The following is a 19,852-nucleotide window of genomic DNA, read 5'->3' as shown; positions in this document are numbered from 1 at the left end:
ATTTTAATTCTATTATACCATATTTTAAATAATTGCAAGCATATTTTTTAAAAAAATAAAGCTCCGATTAAGAAGCTTCATAAAGTTACTTTAATATTGATACTTTGTTCGAATTTCTTACCTGGTTTTAGTCTATAAGCTCCTCCATTGTCATCTTTAAAAGCTATAGATTTATAAGTTGGTTCTACACATAAATAATCTCCCTTAAAATCTGACCAAAATACAAATTCATTTATATTTTTTAAACCTTCTATAAATATTTTATTACCATTAGTAACAAAACTCTCTTTAAAAGAATTATCTATTATACTATTAGGGAGTTGATTCTTATCTATCTTCTTATTATTAATAAAAATGGCTTTATGTTCAGCATAGAAATATGGATGAAAGCCTGGAGCAAGAAGTACTTGTTTGTTTGAATTATTTTCTATAAGTAGCTTTGCAAATAAATTTGTATGGCTAAGTTTATAATCTATTATAAATTTAATGCCTTCATATAAGCCTATACCATCTAAACTTAACTTGGCAAAATCCTCACCATAATCTATAAATTGCCAATTAAGATCTCTAGCAAAACCATGGTTTTCTAAGCTATATAAAATCTTATCCTCTCCAAAATTAGGGGCGCATAAATGCATACCGCCCCTTACTTTTAATTGATCTTCAATTTTTACCATTACTTTTGGAAAGAAAATTGATTTACCCTTAACTTCAAAAGTATCTATATATGCTCCACTGGAATTTATTTCCACATGTGATATAGAATTTTCTAAAGTTATTTTCATAAATTATTGAATCTGAGGCTCTTGAGCTGGTGCTCTTTGACCTAATTCTTGATCTAGCATATAGATTGAATGCCAATCATCTCCAACTCTTTCCATTCTTGTAATTAGTTTTGTGAAGTTTTCTTCTTCTTCAACTTGTTCATCTATATACCATTGAATGAATGAAAATACTCTTGCATCTTCTTTTCTAGCTACATCTGATATATGAGTTATTCTCTCTGTAACTTCTTTTTCATGGTCTAAAGCTGTTTTAAGAACCTCAAGTATTGAACCATAGTCATATTTTGGCTCATCAATTGCTGTATAATGTGGTCTATATCCTACAGATTGTAAGAATTTTCTCATGCCTTCACCATGCATAATTTCTTCTTCTACTTGGATATCTAACCAAGTTGTAAATCCATCAAGATCAAGATCATCTGTATAAGCGCTCATTGCCTTATAAATATATGCTGATTCAAACTCAAAGTTCATTTGTTCATTTAATAAATCTAATAATTGTTCACTCATTTTTATCTCCTTCTTTCATTTCTAAATATTTATCATATAAGACATAGACACCATAAAAATCTATTTTATTTTCCAGTAAAATTGAAGTTATTTTTGGTATAGTGTCTAAAGTGACGGGAATTGTAAAGGAATCTTCGCTTATACTTATACCATCATAAGCAAGCAAATGCTTATCCGTAATCAAATTAAAAATACTTTTAATATCTTCCCTATCAAAATAATCACCTATATCAAAAGTGACAGGAAATATCTGATTTTTTTCTTTATTTTCTATTTTTTTAATTAAAGATATTTTTTCCATAACAATTCCTCATTTTCTACTATAAGATTACCCATTATAAGAAAAAAAACACAGTTTTAATTATCTGTGCCTTCTTGATTAATATTTTTTTTATGTTCTTGCATTTCCTTGTATGAAAAAATACATCCACAATAAGATTGCCTATAAAGATCATATTGTTTTGATAAATCTATAGATATCTTATAGCCATTTCTCTTCTTAAAATCGGAATATAAATATTTAACTCCATAATTTTCTTCTAAAGCTTTTCCTATTTGATTAATCCACTTAGAATTTTTGTAAGGAGAAATGGAAAGAGTTGTGCAAAAATAATCATAGCCATTTTCACCGGCATATTTAGCAGCTTCTTCTAATCTAAGCTTATAGCAATCATAACAAGCTTTTCCACCTTCAGGGAGTTCCCTTCTCTTCTTAGCTATATTAGCAAAATCTGTAATATTATTTTCTGGAACAATAATTTTTCCATCAAGTCCCATACGGCTCGCTAAAATCTCCACTTGTTTTGTTCTTTTATCTAACTCACTTCTAGGATAAATCATGGGATTATAATAAAACATATCAATATCAAAATCATCTTTTATCCTATACATAACAGCTGTAGAACATGGAGCACAACATACTTGCATTAAAAGCTTTGGCTTCAATCCTTCTTTTTTATTTTTTTCTATAATTTTTTCCATCTCTACATTGTAGTTTATATTATTCATAAGCTATATTATACCTTTTTGCTAATTAAAAAAGCACATACAAATGTATGCGCTTTGTAATTTTCTGATATTATCTCTTTGAGAATTGTGAAGATTTTCTTGCCTTTTTTTGACCTGGTTTATATCTTTCCTTTTTACGTGGATCACGTGTAAGAAATCCTGCTCTTTTAAGAGCTTGTCTATAATCAGGGTTTACTTCAAGTAAAGCTCTAGCTATAGCGTGTCTAATAGCTCCAGCTTGTCCATTGTATCCACCACCATTAACATTAACTTTAATATCAAAACTATGTTCATTTTCTGTAAGTGTTAGTGGTGATTTTGCAACAACTCTTAATGTCTCAAAGTCAAAGTATTCTTCTAAACTTTTACCATTTACTAGGATATTTCCGCTACCTGGTTTCATTGTAACTCTGGCAACAGAAGTTTTTCTACGTCCTGTTGATTGAATAATTGTATCTGCCATTTAAGTCTCCTTACTTTAATTCCAATTTTTCAGGCATTTGTGCTTCGTGATTATGATCAGGTCCTACTACAACTCTAAGTTTCTTAGCCATTTGACGACCTAACTTGTTGTGTGGAAGCATACCAACAACTGCATGTTCAACGATTCTTTCTGGATGTTTATCCATCATATCTTTGTAAGATGTGATTTTAAGTCCTCCAGCATATCCTGAATATCTCTTGTATTCTTTTTGATTTTCTTTGTTTCCAGTAAGTTTAACTTTATCAGCGTTAACAACAATTACATAATCTCCCATATCCATATTTGGAGTAAATGTAGCTTTGTGTTTTCCTCTTAAAATTGCTGCGACTTCGCTAGCAAGACGTCCTAAAACAGCTCCTTCTGCATCAACGACATACCATTTTCTTTCGATGTCGTTTGCACTTGGAGTATAAGTTTTTTGATATTTCATCAATATTCCTCCTATAAAAATTTTCGCCTATCACATTTGGACACCGCTTCTGATAGGTGGCGGCTGTACTCGTCCTGACATTTATTTTTAAAATCGCTTACAGGAAGCGCGATTTAATCGAAAAGTTTCATAAAAGAAACTTAATAATCGACTGCTCCATATTACTATAAATCATACTATTTGTCAAATTATTATGATAAAAAATTAGTCTTTGGTTCTTCTTTCTCAAATATAATCTTTCTATTTTTCAAAAGTAGAAAAATAAATACAATTACAAATATTATTGCAGAAAGTGCATTAATAGCTGGATTAATCCCACGCCTTGCCATACCATATATAGTCATAGATAGATTTGATACACCATTGCCTGTTGTAAAATATGAAATCGCAAAGTCGTCTATAGAAAGGGTAAATGAAATCAAAGCACCTGCTAGTATCCCGTTTTTAATATTTGGAATCAATACATTTCTTACTGCATAAGAGGGAGTTGCACCTAAGTCTAGAGCTGCTTCAATTATATTTTTATCCATTGATTCAACTGCAGGCAAGACTGTCAGTACCACATATGGTATGCAAAACATTATATGAGATAAAATCATGGTTATATATCCTAATTGTAATTTTAAAAAACCATATAATCCCATAAGAGAAATTGCTGTTATTATATCTGGATTTAAAACTGGCAAATAGTTAATATTCAAAACCATATCTTTTTTTCTACCACGTAATTCTGAAATACCTATAGCTGAAAGTGTCCCTATAAAGCTTGCAACTATAGTAGCAACTATTGCAACTATTAGAGTTGTTCTGACGGCAGAAATTATTTCAGGATTTTCAAAAAGTTCAACGTACCATTTAGTAGTAAATCCAGCCCACTTTCCACGTAATTTACTATCATTAAATGAAAATACTATCATTACAACTATTGGCGCATAAAGAAAGACAAATACAAGTATAGTATAAATCCTATCAATTATTTTTCTCATACTATATCTCCCTCTAAATCTCTACCAAATCTTCTTTGAATAGCTAGTGCTAGAATTAAGATTATCATAAGAATTATAGCTGTAGCTGAACCAAACCCCCAGTCGCCAGTAAAGGTAAATTGTTGGTCAATAAGATTACCTATCATGTATACTTTCTGTCCTCCAAGCAAATTGGAAACTACAAAAGTAGAAATAGCTGGAATAAATACCATTATAATCCCAGTATAAACACCTGGTAAAGAAAGTGGAAAAATTACTTTTCTAAATATAGTTTTCCTATCTGCTCCTAAGTCTAATCCAGCATCAATTAGATTAGGATCAACTTTCTTAAGAGCATTATAAATTTGAATTACCATGAAAGGTAAGAATTCATAAATCATACCCAAAATTACTGCCGTTGGAGTATACATAACACCAAGTGACTTCCCTCCAAGAATAGCTATAAATCTATTAAGAATCCCATTCCTACCTAAAAGTGTTATCCAACCATAGGTCCTAAGTAAAAGATTAATCCACATAGGCATTATAAATACAAAAATAAGGGAAGAAGCTATTCTCTCATCCATTTTTGATATTATATATGCAACAGGATAACCTATTAAAAGACAACCTAGAGTTGATAAGAACGCTATAAGTAATGTCACAGATAACATTTTTAAGTATAAGGGTTCAAAGAACTTCCTATAATTTATAAAACTAAATTTAAAATGGTCAAAATCTATAGATTCGGAGCCATTAAATGAATAAAAAAGTATTAGTAATATTGGTAATATTATAAAAACTCCTGCCCAAACAAGGTATATATTCAAATATTTTTTCATGACTTCTCCCTCTTAGAATAAATATCAAAGTCTTTACTAACTTCCTCCATAACGTGTATAGCATCAGGGTCGATTGCAACACATACTTCTGCTCCAATAGGAATATTTTCTGGATTGTGGACATTTATAGAAAAATCTTTACCTGTAATTTTCAAATCATAGTAAGTTCCCTTAAACATCGAATTTTCTACTTTGCCTCTTAGATTAGCTTCATTACTTAAATATAAGTATTCAGGACGAAGCATTACACTTACACTTTTTCCAGGCTCCACCTTGTCTACGCAAGGATAATCATAACCTAAGAAATTTACTTTTGATCTATCTACCATCTTTCCTTTAAAGATATTAGAATCCCCTAAAAAGTTTGCAACAAAAGCATTTACTGGCTCTTCATAAATGTATTGTGGAGTCCCATATTGTTCTATAATTCCACTATTCATAACAGCAATTTTATCAGACATAGATAGGGCTTCTTCTTGATCGTGAGTTACATAGATAAATGTAATTCCTACTTCCTTTTGAATGTTTTTTAACTCAACCTGCATCCTTTTTCTAAGTTTTAAATCTAAAGCTCCAAGTGGCTCATCAAAAAGTATAATTTCTGGTTCATTTACAATAGCCCTTGCTATGGCTACCCTTTGCTTTTGTCCACCTGATAATCTAGATATAGCACGATTGCCATAACCGCTTAGATCAACTAAATCTAAAGCTCTACTGACCTTAATTTTAATATCCTTTTCTTCTATCTTTTTTATTCTTAAACCAAAGGCTACGTTATCGAAAACGTTAAGATGTGGAAATAGGGCGTAATTTTGAAAAACCGTATTTATATTCCTATAATTTGGTGAAATATTGGAAATATCTTTTCCCTCAAATATAACTTCTCCCTCATCTGGATGTTCAAAGCCAGCTATTATTCTAAGAGTTGTTGTCTTTCCACATCCAGATGGGCCTATAAGAGTTAAAAACTCTCCTCTTTCCACTGATAAACTTATATTATCTATTATCTTCTTGCCATCGAAATATTTGTTAATATTTTTAAGTTGTAAAACTAGACTCATCTTCTTCTCCTCAATATGCAGCTAATACATCTACCCAGACGTCATTATAAACCTGCATATAATCTTCTAAATCTTTAAACATTTCAATCTCTGGTAATTTTTCAAAATCTGGATAAGCTATCTTAGAATTTGCTATATAAGCTGGAAGATTTTCTCTAACTCCTTTTACAGCCGAGGTAAATCCCTCCATCCATTTAGCATTGATACTTGCTACTTTAGGATCTGTAAAATAATTTATAAAAGCTTCGGCATTCTCTTTATTCTTAGCACCTTTTGGTATAGCCATAGAATCCACTTGAAGATTCATACCTTCCTTTGGTATTACATACTTTAGATGAGGATTTTGCTTTTGCATCATCAAGGCATCTCCTGAATACATCACAGTTATAGCCGCATCTCCTTGAACTACCAAATCACGGGCCTCATCTGTAAGATAAGCATAAACCAGAGGCTTTTGTTTAATTAATTCTTCTTTTGCTTCATTTATCTGATCCATATCTCTCGTATTTATGGAATAGCCTAGCTTTTGTAAAGCTACTGATAGGCTAAGTCTAGGCAAATCATACATTATGATTTCTCCCTTATATTTAGGATTCCATAAATCAGCCCATTTTGTTATAGGTTCTTTTATAATATCTGTATTATAAACTATACCAAAATGTGATGTAAAATAAGGAACTGTATATTCATTACTAGGATCAAAATCTAATCCCTTATATTCATCATCTATGTATTTAAAATTAGGGATATTAGAAAAATCAATTTTTTCCAACATATCATTCTTCTTTAGACGTTCTACCATGTAGTCTGAAGGAAATATTACATCATAATTATTTGAAGATTGAGATAACTTTATAAACATTTCTTCATCGGAAGTGAATGTTTCATAAATAACATCAATACCTGTTTTTTTCTCAAATTCTGGTATAAGATCTAAGTCTAAGTATTCTCCTGCATTAAATACTACTACTTGCTTCTTATTATCTGACTTACATGATGTTAAAAATAGTAAAATCAAAACTAATAAAAAACTTTTCTTTCTCATATTCCCTCCTAACTTTTTTAATTTTAGACAAAAAAAGTCCTTGAACATTATATTGAACAAGGATTTTATAATCATATCTATTTACTCATTATTTAAACCCTATAGATATGAAATTTATTACAAGGTTTGGCAATTTTGCCCCCTATGGTTGTGAGTTTTAGCTATATAAATGAGTCTAAAGTATAGCTAAATGTGAGCTTGCCCACCAATTCTTACCCCATAGATGTTCTTAATGTATTTTCTTTTTTTATTATATTGTTGAGACAATTATAAATTTAAATATTTCAATTGTCAAATTATTTTTCGCCAAAAACTTTATTTAAAATAATAGTGATAATCATTGTAATTATAATCACTAATAGAGTAGGTCCTAAAATAAATTCTTCATTCAAGATAAGTCTATATATTATAAATCCCAATATCCAACTTGTTGTATTTAATATATTATAGTCTCCCACATATGCTTCGTTTTTTAGTATAAAATAGTCAGAAATTTGGATAGCAATCATAGGAGCAAATACTGATCCAATAAAGTATAGAAAGTCTGTGATATCATCCATAGGAAAAATCATTGCACTGATAGTACCTATTATACTAACAATTACACCTACTTTTTTCTCATTAGCATCAAGCTTTATAGATTTAAAAGTAAGCCCTGAAGAATACGCATCCATAAAAGTTGTATTTACTGTTGATAAAATAATTATAACTACAGCAAATACTCCAAGCTTTGTTATAGAGAATATAGAAGCAAGAGATGTCTTACCTGTTATTAATGATCCACCCATGCCTATTACATACATCCATATAGAAATCAGACTATATACTATAGCTGAAACAAATGTAGATTCTCTACCTTTTTCTGCATTAGATGTATAATCACTGATTAAAGGAAGCCAAGATATTGGCATTGCTACTGCAAGCTCAACTGCTGCTCCAAAGCTCATACTCTCTTTTGCCGGTCCAATAGATAATATATCATCTTTGAAAATATATCGTGAAAGGATTATTGTCAATATAAATAAAAGTGTCATAGAAACTGTATTTACTTTTCCAAGATCACTGATACCTATCATAAGCCAAACTATAATTAAAGCTCCTGTTAAAAACGCCCATAAGTTGTGGCCGAAAGAAAATATTTCACTTGAAGAAATAGCTGCATCATAAATCATAATCGCAGTCCAGCCTAACAATTGTAAAAAATTTAAAAAGGAAAATATCTTTCCCCCCTTGCTACCAAAAGTAAGCTTTGTAGTTTCCATGGCACTTCTTTTGGATAAGGCTCCTATAAGACCCGCTAGGTATAAAAATATAAATCCTATCAAGTGCCCAATTAATATTGCTAAAAATCCATTTTTAAACCCCATTGGAGCATAATAAGTACCCGTAAGAATTTCAGCTATAGAAACTGCCGCACCAAACCAGATCAATCCATTTTCAAATACACTTGTTTTTTTCATAACTAATTCCTATACTTTTCTTTTATATCAAAAGCATGATTCATAGGACCACTTCCTTTGCCTAAATCAAGTCCATCCCTTAAAGCTCCTTCCAAGTACTTTTTAGCAACTCTAACAGATTCTTCTATAGATTCACCCTTAGCGAGATTAGCTGCTATAGACGAAGATAAGGTGCAACCAGTTCCATGAGTATTTTCATTGTCAATGCGTTGTCCATTAATCCATGTTCTTTTAAGACAATCAATCTCAAATAATACGTCATTGGAATCATTTATAGAGTGTCCTCCCTTTAAAAGTACATTTACACCAAGTTCATTGGCCACTTTTTCTGCAGCAGTTTCCATATCTTTATAACATTTTATTTCTAAACCTGATAATATCTCTGCCTCTGGAATATTAGGCGTTATAAGATCTGCTAATGGTAATAATTTTTCCTTAAGGGTATCTATAGCATCTTCTTTTAATAATCTTGCTCCACTTGTTGCAACCATTACTGGATCGATAACTATATTTTTTGCATTATATTCAACTAATTTATCAGCTATAATAATTATTAACTCTTTATCAGAAACCATGCCTATTTTAACTGCATCAGGATATATATCAGTAAAAACTGCATCCATTTGGGCTTCTAAGAAATTAGGCTTTACATCCATTATATCTGTAACCCCTGTAGTATTCTGTGCAGTAAGAGCCGTAATTGCACTCATAGCAAACACCCCATTTAAAGTCATAGCTTTAATATCAGCTTGTATACCTGCTCCTCCAGAACTATCAGAGCCTGCAATTGTAAGAGCTGTTTTCATTATTCCCTCCTTTTTTTTCATAAAAAAAGAACACCACTAGAGGTATTCCAATTCTATCTTAGCTTTCCTACGTTGGCATTATCCAAATCAGGTAAGGTCGATGGTCTACCATCCTCTCAGTTCTTTGTATAGAACTCCCTGTTCAATCTTATTTTCTTTATATTTTCATTTTATAAAACATAAAAATATTTGTCAAACTATTTATTATTTAGATTCTTATAAGTAATTGGTGAAAATAATAATATCATAGGATATAATTCCAATCTTCCAAATAGCATAGCTAATGTTAGAGTAAATTTTGAAAGATACCCCATATTTGCAAAACTTTCAATAGGTCCAAATTCACCAAGTCCTGGCCCTACATTATTGAAAGTTGTAGCTACAGCAGTAAAGGAAGTTTCCAGATCATTTGTATCCAAAGTTACTATTAGCATAAAAATCACAAATAATAAAATATAAACTACCAAGTATTTATTCACAGATTTCTCGACTTCTTCATCAATTCTTTTACCATCCAGGGTATTTACTGTAACTCTCTTGGGATTTATAGTTTGTTTTACTTGATTTACAGCTGATTTACAAAGCATAGTAATTCTTGAAACCTTAAGTCCTCCAGCAGTTGATCCAGCTGAGCCTCCTATAAACATTAATAAGATTATTATATTTCTAGAAAACATTGGCCATTTACCATAATGGGCTGAAACATAACCTGTGGTTGTAATTACTGATATGACTGTAAAAAATACATTAACTCCCGAATAAAATTTATCTGCATATAGTGCTGAAATGTTAATAAATATTAATATTGATGCGGTTAAGACAATTATTGCATACCATTTAAGCTCTTCAGATTTAAATGATTCTCTCACAGATTTAATAATTGCATAATAATATAAGTTAAAATTTATACCAAATAAAAACATTGCAATAGCTAGTACTATTTCTATGTATCTTGAATCATAGTAACCCACAGAAATTCCACGATTGGCAAATCCACCTGTTCCTGCAGCACCAAAAGCAAAAATAATACTATCAAATAAATTCATTCCGCCGAATAATAAGAATATTGTAGTTATAGCAGTCATTATTAAATAAATAATATATAAAGCTCTTGCAGTATGTGATAGCTTTGGTGTAATCTTTCCAAAAGTAGGTCCAGGGACTTCAGCTTGCATAAGGTTTGTGGATTCTTTGTTGGCTTTTGGTAAAATTGCAAGGGTAAAAACCAATATTCCCATACCACCAATCAAATGTGAGAATGATCTCCAAAATATTATGGAGTGAGGTAATATTTCAACATCTGTAGCTACAGATGCACCACAAGTTGTAAAACCACTTGCCATTTCAAAAAATGCATCTAAAAATGTAGGATAATTTGTCGGAGTTAAAAATAATGGTATTGCTCCAATTATTGAATAAAGAATCCAACAAGAGGCTGTTGTAAACATAGCTTCTTTAGTATAGATATGTCCCTTTTCACTACTAAATTTAAAAAGTAAGGTTCCTATTGTTGCTGATAGTAAAATTGGTATGACAAAATATAATTTATCACTTAGACTTTCCTTGTAAATAAATGAAACAATTAAAGGAAAAATCATTAAAATTGCTAATACTTGAAGTAACCTTCCTAAGGCGTTTTTAACTACTTTTAAATTCATATCTACTCCAAAATGTCATCTATTTGAGTGATGTTTTTATTTTTTGTAATCAATAATACTCTATCACCCATATCAATTACCGACTCTCCACTTGCCACTTCAATATCTCCATTGTATTCAGAATGTTCGATAATAGCTACAAGTGTTCCTGATTTTATTGGCAGATCTTTTAATTTTTTATTAAATACTCTAGAATTTTCACTAACTTCAAATTCTAAAACTTCTACTTGATCATCTTCAAGCTTGTATAGATTACTTAAAGTTGAAACTCCTCTAGCATCTTCTTTTGATCTGATAAGTCTATTTATATAATTACTAGCTGCTGTTTTTGGAGTGAACGTAGCATCCAAATCCAAAACGCCAGTTATTTTTAATAGATTGGTTCTATTTACTTTTGCAATTATCTTATCAATCCCGTATCTTTCTGCCATTAGAGCAATCAAAATATTTTCTTCATCTATGCCTGTAAGAGAAACTACTGCATCAAAATTTTCAACCCTAGTTTCTTCTAATATATCAGGATCCGATCCATCTGAATTTATTACTATGGCCTCTTTATATTCTTCTTGAATAGATATTGCTTTTTCTCTATCAATTTCTATAATTGTAACATTAAAATTACGTTCTAATAACAAGCCTGTTAGATGTCTAGTAATCGAACTTGCCCCAATTATTAAAACATTCTTTATTCTTATACTCTCAGGTATTTCTGATTTATAAAATTTATCTATACCTGATTTTGTTCCCATTATATAAAGTTTATCTCCACTTTCTAATATAAAATCACCATTTGGTATATATATTTCACCATTAACATTAACGATTCCTATGATTATATCGAATGTTCTAAGATAAGAATTCGCTTCCATCAAGCTATGTCCAGCAAGCTTAGAATTCTTACCAAGCTGTATTTCAATCATTAGAGCCCTATCTTTAAGGAAGCTTTGCACATTTCTTGCATGAGAATATTTGATTGATCTCTGTATGGATTTGGCTGCCAAAAATTCTGGATTTATTATTTCATTTGAGTTAGTAATATCTTTTATACGATCATAATGATTTACATATTTTGGATCTCTAAGCCTTATTATGATATTTTTAGCTCCCAAGGATTTAGCTAAAGAAGATGCTATTACATTTACATCATCACTCATAGTTAAAGCTATAAAAAGATCACATTTTCCTACATCTGCTTCTTCTAAAACATCAATATCACGACCATCCCCAACTATAGCCATAACATCATTTTGTTCAAGTAATCTATTTAAAACCTCTTTATCCTTATCAATAACTAAAATATCATGATCTTGTAAGGATAATTCATTAGTCAAGTGGGAGCCTACTTTTCCTGCACCCAAGATTATAATGTTCATTTCTTCCTCCTCAGCCTAATAAGTATAGCATTTTTATTTACAAATTCAACTATAAACTATAAATAATCTAGTATTTAGATCTTTATAGTTATTACCCTATATTCTCTTATAAGTAGAAGGCGTAAATAATAATAGTAAAGGATATATCTCAAGCCTACCTAAAAGCATAGCAATAGATAGAACAAATTTAGAAGCCTCCCTTAATTCATAAAAACTTTGAGCTTCACCAAATTGCCCTAAGCCATTATAAGTAGTAGCTACTGCTGTAAAAGCCTCTAAAAAGTTATTTATATCAATAGCAACTATAGCAAGTAGTATAAAAAATATTAGTATGTGAATTATAAAATAACTCATCACTGATTGCTGCAACTTATCATCCACTGTCTTATGTTCAAACTCAACTACTGTTATTCTATTGGGGTTAATCATCATCCTGAATTGATTCACTGAAGATTTTACCAACAAAACAAGCCTAGACATCTTTAGCCCACCGGCAGTAGAACCAGCCATACCCCCAACATACATAAGTCCTACTAAAATTACTCTAGAAAATATAGGCCAAGTAGATGTATCACTCCCAACATATCCTGTTGTAGAAGATATGCTAGTTACAGCAAAGACTACATCGACCAATTGCCTTCCTAACTTCTCATACATGCTAAAAGTATTTATGAAAATTAATAATATAGAAGTAATAAGCATAACACTATACCATTTTAACTCTTCAGATTTATAGAAGTTTTTAGATCTTTTAAAAAAAGCCATATAATAAATATTAAAATTTATAGAAAACATAAACATTGCAATAGCAAGCACTATTTCTGTATAAGTTGAATTGTAATATCCTACAGATAAGTCTCTATTAGCAAAGCCCCCAGTTCCTGCTGCTCCTAAACCGTATATAATAGAATCAAATAGGTCTAAGTCCCCTAAAGATAATAAAATAATAGTTATAAGAGTCATAGATATATAAATAGTATATAAAACTTTAGATTGATCAGCCACTTTAGGTGTAATTTTACCAAAAGTTGGCCCTACAGACTCAGCTTTCATTATCATAGTTGATTTTTTGCTTTGTTTTGGAAGAATGGAGACTGTTAGAGATATTATTCCCAAACCACCTATAAATTGAGCAAAAGATCTCCAAAATATTATAGAATTTGGCAAGCTTTCGACATCTCTAGCAATAGTTGCTCCTGTAGTAGAAAATCCAGCTACCGATTCAAAAAAAGCATCAAAAAATGTATTGAAGTCTCCTGGATAAAGGTATAAAGGAATCGCTCCAAATATGGAATACACTAGCCAGCAAATTGCAACAAGTGTTAAGGCGTCTTTTGTATTGAAAGTTTTTTTAAACTCTATTTTTTCATAGAGTATATATCCACTTAAAAATATGATAAGTGCAGGTATAAGAAAATCTAGTAGATATCTTAGAGGTTCCTTATATATAATTCCTACCAAAAAAGGAAATAGCATCATCCCCGCAAACAGCATATTAAGTCTTGCCAAGGAGCTTAAAATAAATTCTTTTTTCATTTCCCCACCAATATATCATCTATCTCTTTGAATGCTTTCTTTTTTGAAACAACAATTACTTTATCATTCTGACTAATACTTGTATCTCCGTTTGGAATAATAACTTGATTTGTATCAAATTTTTGAATAAAAGCAACTATAGTATCTTCTTTTATATTTAATTTCTTTATAGGCACTCCTATTATAGTAGAACCTTCTAAAACCTTAAATTCAACTGCCTCTACTTCATTATCTTCTACCAGGTAAAGACTACTTATAGAAAATCCTGATTCATTTAGCTTACCTCTTATAATCCTTAATATATGATTAGCTGCTTCTTTAATAGGTGTAACTGTCACATCAATATCTAATACCCCTGTTACCCTGAGCAGATCTTTATTATCAACTCTAGTTACCACTTCTTTAACTTCAGCTTTTTCAGCCAAAAGTGCAATAAGTATGTTTCTTTCATCAATCCCAGTTAATGCTATAACTGAATCATAGTCCTCTAAGTTTTCCTCTGCTAAAAAAGTAGAATTTGCTCCATCACCATGTATTACGATAGCGTTAGGAACTTGACGATGAAAATCACGAGCCTTTTTCTCATCAATTTCAATAACTTTAACATCGAATCTCTTTTTAATAAGATCGCTTGCCAAATAATATGCAATTCTAGATGCTCCAATTAAAAGAGATGATTTAATATCTGTATTATTCCCAAATTCTCCTAAGTATAATTTTCTAAGATCACTAGGAGTCCCAATAACATGTATGCTGTCTAAAGCTTCGATTATAAAATCTCCATTTGGAATATGTATTTCTTCATCTCTATCTACAATAGTAATAAGTAAATTTTCCAGAAATCCATTTTGACTTAAATCCGATAAACTATTACCAACCATCTTAGAATTACTAGGAATGGTAAATTCTATCATTTGAACTCTACCTTCAAAAAAAGATTCTACCGAGCTTGCTATAGCATAGTCTAGTGTAAGTTCAACTTCTATTGCAGCAAGCATTTCTGGATTTAGAAAATAATCTATGCCCATAAATTTTTTCATAAATTCATAATTTTCTTGATATTTAGGACTTCTTGCTCTTGCTATAGTAAATCCAGCACCAAATACTTTTGCCATATTACCCGCAACAATGTTTACCTCGTCATCATCTGCAAGGCTTATAAAAAAATCTGAATCTCCCACCTCGGCTTCACGAAGCAAAGATGGATCTGTTCCATCGCCTAAGATGCCCATCACATCATTTTCTGCTAGGAGATAATTTAGTGCATCTTGATCCTTTTCTATAACTAAGACATCGTGACCTTCATCTGACAATACAGATACTATATAGGATCCTACAGAGCCTGCACCCATTACAACAATTCTCATGATTAATCCTTTCTCATTGTATTTATATTTTATAATAAAAATGACAAATAATAAACCACGCAAAAAAAGAGGCTTAAAGCCTCAATTTAATACTAGTATTATTGCTTGAGATCCTCTCCCTCATTTAAGAAAGTATAAGCATATTGAGCTAATACTAGTGCTCCATCTTTAAAGGCAGACTCATCAGGATTAAAGTTTTGAGCATGATTTGTTGGAAAAGTTGACTTATCATCTGGATTTCTTGCTCCAATGCACATATATGATCCTGGCATTCCTTTATAATCTTCAAATCCTGCAAGAAGTAATCCAAAGTCCTCAGAGCCAGCAACTCTAAGATCAGTTTTTACATGATCCTTACCGAATATTTCACTTGCAACTTTAACGGCAGTATCTGTCGATCTTTTTTCATTTATAACTGGACCTGCTCCTTGATTATAGGTAAATTTAGCACTGCCTCCATACATATCCGCTGAAATATCTGCTATTTTTTGAAGTTCTTTTAAAAATTCATCGGCTGAATCATTATCAAAAAATCTAAAACTTCCTGTTAATTTGGCATCACTTGCTACAGCATTTCCAACTGATCCTGCTGAAATGACTCCAAAATTTAACACTATAGGTGTATTTAAAGCATCTACTTTTCTTGAAACTGCTCCATTTGCTCCATTTATAAATGTATTTAACATCATAATAGCATCACTACCTAGATATGGTGTGGAACCATGAGCAGACTTACCTTTAAAGCTAACTTCAAAAAAATAGTTTCCAGCCATTACTTGGTTATATCCAGTAGCAGCATATCCTAAATCAAAATTTGTAAATATATGAATAGCAAATCCACTATCTACTCCCTTTGTAACGCCTTGTTTTACTACTGATTTTCCACCATCTCCTGTTTCTTCTCCTGGTTGGAATAGTAGTCTAACAGTTCCTGGTAGCTCATCTTTTACTTCTATTAAAGCACGAGTAGCTGCTAATAGCATAGCAACATGAGTATCGTGACCACAGGCATGGGATTTGCCTTCATTTTTAGATTTAAAGTCAAACTCGTTTGTTTCTTGAATTGGTAGGGCATCAAAGTCTGCACGAAGCAAAACTGTCTTTCCATCACTATCTGGATTTATATCAGCAATAAGACCTGTTGGTTCAAGTTGCTTAACCTCTAGTCCATATGATTCTAACTTTTCTTTTATATAATCATTTGTTTCATACTCCTGCATAGCAAGCTCTGGATTTTGATGAATTTCGCGTCTTTCTTTGATTATTTGATCTTCGTCATTATAAATTAACTCTTTTAATTTTTCTTTAGACATCTTATCTTCCTTTCTGTTACCAAGTTTATCCCCTAAACTTCGTAGGATATTTTCTCATCATTATCTATTTGTTCTTTATATTTATAGTCTAGATAATGATCTGATAATTCAACTAAGGCAAAAACTAAAGCTATAAATATATAGATAACAAATAATATTGACAAAACTAATGCAAGTGAGTTTCCTACAGTTGTTGGCTTCGATGATGCAACTACAATTATAAATATATACAATATTGATGGTAAAATAAGCCATTTTGAGTATGTCTTAAAGGTTTTAGAAAACAAATCACTCCCAATTTTAAAAACCTTTTTAAAAAGTTCGCCAAAAGATAAATCAGGATTATCTGCTGCTACAAAATGATTATATGCAGTAAAAAAAGTATATACTATAGATAATATTGTCAATAATATTAATAATCCCATCATAGATCCAAAACCAGCAAAGTTATTCCCAGATATCATTGCACTTGTAAGGCTTGATATTAACCCAATTCCAAAACCTACAATTAATAAATATGGTAATATAGAAATAATAAAACAAAGTCCAAACAGTTTAAGTGTAAGGTAGTTAAAGTTATCAAAGTACTCTCCTAAACTTCCCATCCTATTAAATACAAGTCCACGAGCTATAATGAATCCAAAAATTGTTTGTACTGCTGTAGTTAAGATCGTATTTAGTATACTAGATCCAGTATTAAAATCTGAATTAGCATATGCTCCTGTTAATGATACTATTAGTACTAAAATTAATGTTACGATGATCTGAATGATAATTACAGATGAAAATTTATAATCTCTTCTCACTATTCCTCCTTAATGTTTATATCATCAATACTTATAACTTATATATTTATTGAATCCATATCTCTTCACCTTTATTTATGGGTTCAATAATCTACTTGTTTATTAATTACCCAAATTTGGGTAGTTATATATTAAGAGGTGAAGAAAATGATTATTAGATTTAACCAAGAAGATCATGAAGCGCAAGCTTTTGATAGTGATAAGAATAAAATTGCTTATTGCCAATATGAAGAAAAAGCAGATACTACTTGGGCTATTACCCATACAGTTGTAGATAAAAACCACCAAGGTGAAGGACTTGCTGAAAAACTTCTAGATGAGGTTTGTAACAATGCTCGTAAAAAAAATGTAAAAATTATACCTATATGCTCTTACGCTGAGAAAAAATTTGATAGCCAAGCTGAAAAATATGGCGATTTAGATGCTAGGTAATAACTTTCTTGCTGGGATTTTCCCAGCTTTTTTTAATTGTTATTTTTTCTTTACCAAGTAGATGTTTTTTGCTATTATATTTCTTAGATTATTTTGTGAAATGAGGAATTAATTTGAAAAATGATTTAAGAAAAAAAGCCGCTATACTTTCTATAGCTTTATTTGTAGCAGGTAATAGTATAATTTCTGGTAGTCTTGTATTTATGCAAGAAACATTTGACATATCAATTACAAATGCTGGATTTTTAGTAACTCTCTCATCCATAGCTACAATTGTAACTATGATTTTAAGTGAAGTAATAACTAAAAAAATAGGTATGAAAAATTGTGTATTACTCGGATTATTTTTAGTAGCAATAAGTTCCATTTTTCCTATTATAAAAACTAGTTATTGGTCAGTTTTTAGTACCATAAATAGTGTAAGAAAGAAATTATTTCTATCTTGTACTATTTTTGTATAATTAAGAAGTAGTATGACGAGTCAGTTTTAGGGTTAAAATATCCGTCATAAAAACTGTCAACTACCTCTTCATTATTCAAATTCGGTTAAGCAGGTTGGGCAAAACGTCCGTGTCACGAGCTAAAATGAGTGTAATGGTGCAGGTAGGAACTATAAATTAAAGGAAAGAAGGTCATAATATGATATCTATAGGGATAGACATAGCAAAAGAAAAGTTTACAGCCTGTGCATTAGAACAAGGTAGCAAAATCGTTCGGAAGCCTTTTGATGTTCATCTTAACAAAACGAAAGTAGAAGAATTTTTTAAAAAACTAAATTCATTAAATGAAGAAGTCAAAATAGTCATGGAAGCAACAGGGAAATACCATCTTCCAATCCTCTATGAATTAAAAGATAAAGGATACTTTGTAAGTGTAGTAAACCCTTTGAAAATGAAACAGTTTTGTCGAGTACTTAACTTTAGAAAAGCAAAAAATGATAATATAGATGCCATACAAATAGCAGAATATGGCTTAATGTACTGGAAGGAATTACAAGAATATAAAGTGGATTCAGAAAATTTCAGAGTCCTAAAAAAATTAAACAGATCCTATCAGCACTATATGGACCTAAGAATCAATCAAATGAACTTCATAGACCAAACAATAAGCCAAACATTTCCAGGAATAAAAAAATTAATTCCACATGCTTCAGGAGACTTTTCAAAAGATAAACTATTGGATTTCTTAGAAATATGGTGGCATAAAAATTTAGTATTAGAAAAACCAGAAGAAAAATTCATAGAAGATTTTAAAAACTGGGCAAAAGAAAAGAGATACCATCCTAATGCAGATAAAGCTAAATCCATATACAAGCTCGCAGAGGAAAGTATCTCAACTCAACCTTCTAATAGCTCATATATAAAGACTAGCATACAAGAAGGAATAGAATTGATAAAACATATAAATCAAATTTTACACACTATTTTATCACAAATGATGGAAATTGCCGAGCCCTTAGAAGAATATCAAGAAGCAAAGAAATTCTCAGGAATATCAGATAAATTAGCAGTGCAAATTACAGCGGAATTTGGAGACTTATCAAAATTTAAAAACAAAAAAAGTTTAATATCATTTGTAGGAATAGATTCACCACCATATGAGTCAGGGAATTTTAAAGCCGATCAGAGAAAAATAACAAAAAGAGGCAATGCAATACTAAGAAAAGTAGGTTATCAAGCTATGAAATGCATGATGAGCGCAAAAGATACTGAAAACGATATATATCTGTATATGATAAAAAAAGAAAAAGATGGAAAGGCTAAGAAGATTTGTAAATTTGCAGGATTAAATAAATTCTTAAGAATATACTATGCAAAAGTTATGGCATCAAAACAAGAAAAGAAGGTATTAAAAGTAGCTTAGAATCAAGAATGCAATAGTTGAACAAGCCGATGTAACCGGCTTATTTGTTGTGCTCAAATTTAAACTCGAAATAACAAGGAGAAAAGTAAAATTAATTTGCTTTTCTCC

General features: G+C 30.8%; 21 protein-coding genes and 1 riboswitch. Of the genes, 3 read left to right on the top strand and 18 right to left on the bottom strand.

The annotated features are described in order from the left end of the window. Positions 1 to 77: 77 nt before the first annotated feature. The 18 genes from ABXG81_RS01955 to ABXG81_RS01870 all read right to left on the bottom strand — a co-directional run bounded on the left by ABXG81_RS01955 (position 78) and on the right by ABXG81_RS01870 (position 17,449). Positions 78 to 785 carry an aldose epimerase gene (locus ABXG81_RS01955; RefSeq protein ID WP_117521782.1) on the bottom strand — a complete coding sequence of 236 codons (708 nt, stop codon included), beginning with the start codon at positions 783 to 785 and terminating at the stop codon, positions 78 to 80. Positions 786 to 788: 3 nt separating this feature from the next. Beyond that, on the bottom strand, positions 789 to 1,295 hold the full coding sequence (locus tag ABXG81_RS01950) for a ferritin (RefSeq protein WP_117521783.1): 507 nt from the start codon (positions 1,293 to 1,295) through the stop codon (positions 789 to 791). Next, the gene (locus tag ABXG81_RS01945; RefSeq protein WP_117521784.1) at positions 1,288 to 1,596 is read right to left on the bottom strand and encodes a hypothetical protein; all 309 of its coding nucleotides are present in this window, start codon (positions 1,594 to 1,596) and stop codon (positions 1,288 to 1,290) included. The genes ABXG81_RS01950 and ABXG81_RS01945 overlap by 8 nt, the downstream gene beginning before the upstream one ends. 56 nt (positions 1,597 to 1,652) lie before the next feature. Further along, positions 1,653 to 2,303 (bottom strand): epoxyqueuosine reductase QueH, encoded by a 651-nt coding sequence (locus ABXG81_RS01940; RefSeq protein WP_209814087.1) that lies wholly within the window; start codon positions 2,301 to 2,303, stop codon positions 1,653 to 1,655. Positions 2,304 to 2,373: 70 nt separating this feature from the next. Further along, positions 2,374 to 2,766, bottom strand: coding sequence for a 30S ribosomal protein S9 (rpsI, locus tag ABXG81_RS01935; RefSeq protein WP_353528993.1), 393 nt, complete (start codon positions 2,764 to 2,766; stop codon positions 2,374 to 2,376). Between the two features lie 10 nt (positions 2,767 to 2,776). Further along, positions 2,777 to 3,217 carry a 50S ribosomal protein L13 gene (gene rplM, locus ABXG81_RS01930; protein WP_316116038.1) on the bottom strand — a complete coding sequence of 147 codons (441 nt, stop codon included), beginning with the start codon at positions 3,215 to 3,217 and terminating at the stop codon, positions 2,777 to 2,779. Positions 3,218 to 3,408: 191 nt separating this feature from the next. Next, positions 3,409 to 4,203 carry an ABC transporter permease gene (locus tag ABXG81_RS01925; protein WP_117521788.1) on the bottom strand — a complete coding sequence of 265 codons (795 nt, stop codon included), beginning with the start codon at positions 4,201 to 4,203 and terminating at the stop codon, positions 3,409 to 3,411. After that, on the bottom strand, positions 4,200 to 5,024 hold the full coding sequence (locus tag ABXG81_RS01920; RefSeq protein WP_353528992.1) for an ABC transporter permease: 825 nt from the start codon (positions 5,022 to 5,024) through the stop codon (positions 4,200 to 4,202). The genes ABXG81_RS01925 and ABXG81_RS01920 overlap by 4 nt, the downstream gene beginning before the upstream one ends. After that, positions 5,021 to 6,085: an ABC transporter ATP-binding protein gene (locus tag ABXG81_RS01915; RefSeq protein ID WP_288222777.1), complete on the bottom strand. Its 1,065-nt coding sequence runs from the start codon at positions 6,083 to 6,085 to the stop codon at positions 5,021 to 5,023. Before ABXG81_RS01915 ends, ABXG81_RS01920 begins: the two co-directional genes overlap by 4 nt. A gap of 10 nt (positions 6,086 to 6,095) precedes the next feature. Next, entirely contained in the window at positions 6,096 to 7,130 is a 1,035-nt protein-coding gene (locus ABXG81_RS01910) for a spermidine/putrescine ABC transporter substrate-binding protein (RefSeq protein WP_353528991.1), read from the bottom strand. Between the two features lie 296 nt (positions 7,131 to 7,426). Further along, positions 7,427 to 8,590: a putative hydroxymethylpyrimidine transporter CytX gene (gene cytX / locus ABXG81_RS01905; RefSeq protein ID WP_353528990.1), complete on the bottom strand. Its 1,164-nt coding sequence runs from the start codon at positions 8,588 to 8,590 to the stop codon at positions 7,427 to 7,429. Between the two features lie 2 nt (positions 8,591 to 8,592). Further along, entirely contained in the window at positions 8,593 to 9,396 is an 804-nt protein-coding gene (gene thiD / locus ABXG81_RS01900) for a bifunctional hydroxymethylpyrimidine kinase/phosphomethylpyrimidine kinase (protein ID WP_353528989.1), read from the bottom strand. Between the two features lie 47 nt (positions 9,397 to 9,443). Next, positions 9,444 to 9,547: riboswitch (TPP riboswitch) on the bottom strand. A 46-nt stretch (positions 9,548 to 9,593) separates the two neighbouring features. After that, positions 9,594 to 11,054 (bottom strand): TrkH family potassium uptake protein, encoded by a 1,461-nt coding sequence (locus tag ABXG81_RS01895; protein WP_353528988.1) that lies wholly within the window; start codon positions 11,052 to 11,054, stop codon positions 9,594 to 9,596. A 2-nt stretch (positions 11,055 to 11,056) separates the two neighbouring features. Beyond that, positions 11,057 to 12,427, bottom strand: a complete 1,371-nt coding sequence (trkA, locus tag ABXG81_RS01890; protein ID WP_117521795.1) for a Trk system potassium transporter TrkA — start codon at positions 12,425 to 12,427, stop codon at positions 11,057 to 11,059. A 96-nt stretch (positions 12,428 to 12,523) separates the two neighbouring features. After that, on the bottom strand, positions 12,524 to 13,963 hold the full coding sequence (locus ABXG81_RS01885) for a TrkH family potassium uptake protein (protein ID WP_117521796.1): 1,440 nt from the start codon (positions 13,961 to 13,963) through the stop codon (positions 12,524 to 12,526). Then, positions 13,960 to 15,330, bottom strand: coding sequence for a Trk system potassium transporter TrkA (gene trkA, locus ABXG81_RS01880; RefSeq protein WP_353528987.1), 1,371 nt, complete (start codon positions 15,328 to 15,330; stop codon positions 13,960 to 13,962). Before trkA (ABXG81_RS01880) ends, ABXG81_RS01885 begins: the two co-directional genes overlap by 4 nt. 98 nt (positions 15,331 to 15,428) lie before the next feature. Beyond that, a complete protein-coding gene (locus tag ABXG81_RS01875; RefSeq protein WP_117521798.1) occupies positions 15,429 to 16,643 on the bottom strand; it encodes an amidohydrolase in 1,215 nt (404 codons plus the stop codon). 32 nt (positions 16,644 to 16,675) lie between these two features. After that, positions 16,676 to 17,449, bottom strand: coding sequence for a hypothetical protein (locus tag ABXG81_RS01870; RefSeq protein WP_353528986.1), 774 nt, complete (start codon positions 17,447 to 17,449; stop codon positions 16,676 to 16,678). A gap of 147 nt (positions 17,450 to 17,596) precedes the next feature. On the opposite strand from ABXG81_RS01870, the gene ABXG81_RS01865 reads away from it, so the two are divergent. The 3 genes from ABXG81_RS01865 (at position 17,597) to ABXG81_RS01855 (ending at position 19,744) form a co-directional block, all read left to right on the top strand. Continuing rightward, positions 17,597 to 17,881, top strand: coding sequence for a GNAT family N-acetyltransferase (locus ABXG81_RS01865; RefSeq protein WP_117521800.1), 285 nt, complete (start codon positions 17,597 to 17,599; stop codon positions 17,879 to 17,881). Positions 17,882 to 17,994: 113 nt separating this feature from the next. Continuing rightward, complete coding sequence (locus tag ABXG81_RS01860; protein WP_353528985.1) at positions 17,995 to 18,342, top strand: MFS transporter; 348 nt, start codon at positions 17,995 to 17,997, stop codon at positions 18,340 to 18,342. Between the two features lie 178 nt (positions 18,343 to 18,520). Continuing rightward, a complete protein-coding gene (locus ABXG81_RS01855) occupies positions 18,521 to 19,744 on the top strand; it encodes an IS110 family transposase (RefSeq protein WP_353528648.1) in 1,224 nt (407 codons plus the stop codon). The last annotated feature ends 108 nt before the right edge of the window (positions 19,745 to 19,852 follow it).

Origin of the sequence: Anaerococcus nagyae, assembly GCF_040364225.1 — a bacterium.
Taxonomy (GTDB): Bacteria; Bacillota; Clostridia; order Tissierellales; family Peptoniphilaceae; genus Anaerococcus; species Anaerococcus nagyae.
This window is presented reverse-complemented; position numbering and strand designations above follow the sequence as displayed.

Coding starts and splice junctions, on each gene's coding strand:
- ABXG81_RS01955 (WP_117521782.1), bottom strand. CDS start 785: ATGAAAATAACTTTAGAAAATTCTATATCACATGTGGAAATAAATTCC.
- ABXG81_RS01950 (WP_117521783.1), bottom strand. CDS start 1,295: ATGAGTGAACAATTATTAGATTTATTAAATGAACAAATGAACTTTGAG.
- ABXG81_RS01945 (WP_117521784.1), bottom strand. CDS start 1,596: ATGGAAAAAATATCTTTAATTAAAAAAATAGAAAATAAAGAAAAAAAT.
- ABXG81_RS01940 (WP_209814087.1), bottom strand. CDS start 2,303: ATGAATAATATAAACTACAATGTAGAGATGGAAAAAATTATAGAAAAA.
- rpsI (WP_353528993.1), bottom strand. CDS start 2,766: ATGGCAGATACAATTATTCAATCAACAGGACGTAGAAAAACTTCTGTT.
- rplM (WP_316116038.1), bottom strand. CDS start 3,217: ATGAAATATCAAAAAACTTATACTCCAAGTGCAAACGACATCGAAAGA.
- ABXG81_RS01925 (WP_117521788.1), bottom strand. CDS start 4,203: ATGAGAAAAATAATTGATAGGATTTATACTATACTTGTATTTGTCTTT.
- ABXG81_RS01920 (WP_353528992.1), bottom strand. CDS start 5,024: ATGAAAAAATATTTGAATATATACCTTGTTTGGGCAGGAGTTTTTATA.
- ABXG81_RS01915 (WP_288222777.1), bottom strand. CDS start 6,085: ATGAGTCTAGTTTTACAACTTAAAAATATTAACAAATATTTCGATGGC.
- ABXG81_RS01910 (WP_353528991.1), bottom strand. CDS start 7,130: ATGAGAAAGAAAAGTTTTTTATTAGTTTTGATTTTACTATTTTTAACA.
- cytX (WP_353528990.1), bottom strand. CDS start 8,590: ATGAAAAAAACAAGTGTATTTGAAAATGGATTGATCTGGTTTGGTGCG.
- thiD (WP_353528989.1), bottom strand. CDS start 9,396: ATGAAAACAGCTCTTACAATTGCAGGCTCTGATAGTTCTGGAGGAGCA.
- ABXG81_RS01895 (WP_353528988.1), bottom strand. CDS start 11,054: ATGAATTTAAAAGTAGTTAAAAACGCCTTAGGAAGGTTACTTCAAGTA.
- trkA (WP_117521795.1), bottom strand. CDS start 12,427: ATGAACATTATAATCTTGGGTGCAGGAAAAGTAGGCTCCCACTTGACT.
- ABXG81_RS01885 (WP_117521796.1), bottom strand. CDS start 13,963: ATGAAAAAAGAATTTATTTTAAGCTCCTTGGCAAGACTTAATATGCTG.
- trkA (WP_353528987.1), bottom strand. CDS start 15,330: ATGAGAATTGTTGTAATGGGTGCAGGCTCTGTAGGATCCTATATAGTA.
- ABXG81_RS01875 (WP_117521798.1), bottom strand. CDS start 16,643: ATGTCTAAAGAAAAATTAAAAGAGTTAATTTATAATGACGAAGATCAA.
- ABXG81_RS01865 (WP_117521800.1), top strand. CDS start 17,597: ATGATTATTAGATTTAACCAAGAAGATCATGAAGCGCAAGCTTTTGAT.
- ABXG81_RS01855 (WP_353528648.1), top strand. CDS start 18,521: ATGATATCTATAGGGATAGACATAGCAAAAGAAAAGTTTACAGCCTGT.